Source organism: Streptomyces sp. NPDC001027 (genome assembly GCF_040299045.1).
In the GTDB taxonomy this organism is placed as follows: Bacteria; Actinomycetota; Actinomycetes; order Streptomycetales; family Streptomycetaceae; genus Streptomyces.
In genome coordinates, this window is the sequence record NZ_JBEPBI010000566.1 from 1 (window position 1) to 1,513 (window position 1,513).

The 1,513-nt window shown below is 68.1% G+C and carries 2 protein-coding genes and 1 tRNA gene; 1 reads left to right on the forward strand and 2 read right to left on the reverse strand.

Features of this window, described 5'->3' with window-relative positions; translation table 11 throughout:
* Nucleotides 1-46: 46 nt before the first annotated feature.
* Both ABT300_RS43925 and ABT300_RS43930 read right to left on the reverse strand, forming a co-directional pair.
* Nucleotides 47-118: transfer RNA gene (locus ABT300_RS43925), tRNA-Val, on the reverse strand.
* 141 nt (nucleotides 119-259) lie between these two features.
* Nucleotides 260-721 (reverse strand): TIGR02611 family protein, encoded by a 462-nt coding sequence (locus ABT300_RS43930; RefSeq protein ID WP_351688755.1) that lies wholly within the window; start codon nucleotides 719-721, stop codon nucleotides 260-262.
* Between the two features lie 191 nt (nucleotides 722-912).
* Here ABT300_RS43930 and ABT300_RS43935 point away from each other — a divergent pair, with 191 nt between their 5' ends.
* Nucleotides 913-1,326 (forward strand): SsgA family sporulation/cell division regulator, encoded by a 414-nt coding sequence (locus ABT300_RS43935; RefSeq protein WP_004002642.1) that lies wholly within the window; start codon nucleotides 913-915, stop codon nucleotides 1,324-1,326.
* The last annotated feature ends 187 nt before the right edge of the window (nucleotides 1,327-1,513 follow it).

Below are 1,513 nucleotides of genomic sequence, written 5' to 3' on the forward strand. Positions count from 1 at the left end.
CGACTCGGCCCCGTGGGGGGTTTCCCCAGCGGGGCCGACGTTCCGGTGGGCGATACTGGGTTCGAACCAGTGACCTCTTCGGTGTGAACGAAGCGCTCTCCCACTGAGCTAATCGCCCGGACGCAGGAAGAACATTACCCCATGTCAGGGGGTGGCCGTGACCAGGCACAACCGGTGGTTCAGCGGTGCCGGGACCCGGCTCCCACGGCTTCCCCGGCCGGTGGACGCACGACCCGCGCCGCCCGCGAGCCGCCGAGTGTCACTGATCCTTGATCTTCCAGGGCATGGTCAGACCGAACCTGTACAGGTAGAAGCCCACCAGCGCGCCGATGATCACCAGTCCGACCGACGTCAGGATGATGTTGCGGCGCCGCACCCGCGGATCGAGCGCGCGCTGTGCCGCCTCGGTGACCTTGCGCTTCGTCCAACGGAGAACCAACTGGGCCCAGACGAACTCGGTCGCCCAGATCGCCATGCCGCCGAAGATCACGACCCAGCCCGGTCCGGGCAGCGGAAGCATGACGATGCCGGCGCCGACCACGGCGAGGCCGAGCACGAAGACACCGACCTGCCAGCTCAGGTGCAGCATCCGGCGCGCCTTGACGAATTCCGGCGCCCGGGAGCCGAGTCCCTGCCCGTGCTGGTCGTCCGCCGCACCCTCCGGCGGCGTGCCGTCCGCGGCCGCGACGGCCTCACCCGGCTCGTTACTCCCCGTGTTCATACCGCCAGACCCTACCCGAGAGATTCCAGTCACCGGAATGGTGGTACTTCGCGAACGAGCTGTCGGCCGGATGAGTTACGTAAAGGCACGCAAAACACGCAGAGGGGTTTACAACGGCACCGTAGGTGGCATGTCGATTTCGCCGACGTGCGAATCCCCGAGCGCACACTGAGCGAAAGGCCCTGGCGCTTATGAACACCACGGTCAGCTGCGAGCTGCACCTGCGCCTCGTTGTGTCGAGCGAGTCCTCCCTGCCTGTCCCCGCAGGCCTGCGGTACGACACGGCCGACCCCTACGCCGTGCACGCCACCTTCCACACCGGAGCCGAGGAAACCGTCGAGTGGGTGTTCGCCCGCGACCTCCTCGCCGAGGGCCTGCACCGGCCCACGGGCACCGGCGACGTCCGTGTCTGGCCGTCGCGCAGTCACGGTCAGGGCGTCGTCTGCATCGCCCTGAGCTCCCCCGAGGGCGAGGCCCTGCTCGAGGCCCCGGCGCGGGCCCTGGAGTCCTTCCTGAAGCGAACGGACGCAGCCGTGCCTCCGGGCACGGAACACCGGCATTTCGATCTCGACCAAGAGCTCTCGCACATCCTGGCGGAGAGCTAGGGCGAGGGGCTCATACCGAGCCGCCCGGCGCCGTCCACTCGGGGAGACGGTTCGGGCCAGACCATCGCACAGAGCATGCGCCGACGCCGCTCCACGGGCACCCGTGGAGCGGCCGCGGCGGCGGAGCCAACACCCCCCCCCGGCCAAACGGGAGAGGACACCACAGAAAAACAAAAACCAAAAAAAA

Excerpts from the sequence above, each read along its gene's own strand:
- ABT300_RS43930 (WP_351688755.1), bottom strand. The coding sequence starts at position 721 with ATGAACACGGGGAGTAACGAGCCGGGTGAGGCCGTCGCGGCCGCGGAC.
- ABT300_RS43935 (WP_004002642.1), top strand. The coding sequence starts at position 913 with ATGAACACCACGGTCAGCTGCGAGCTGCACCTGCGCCTCGTTGTGTCG.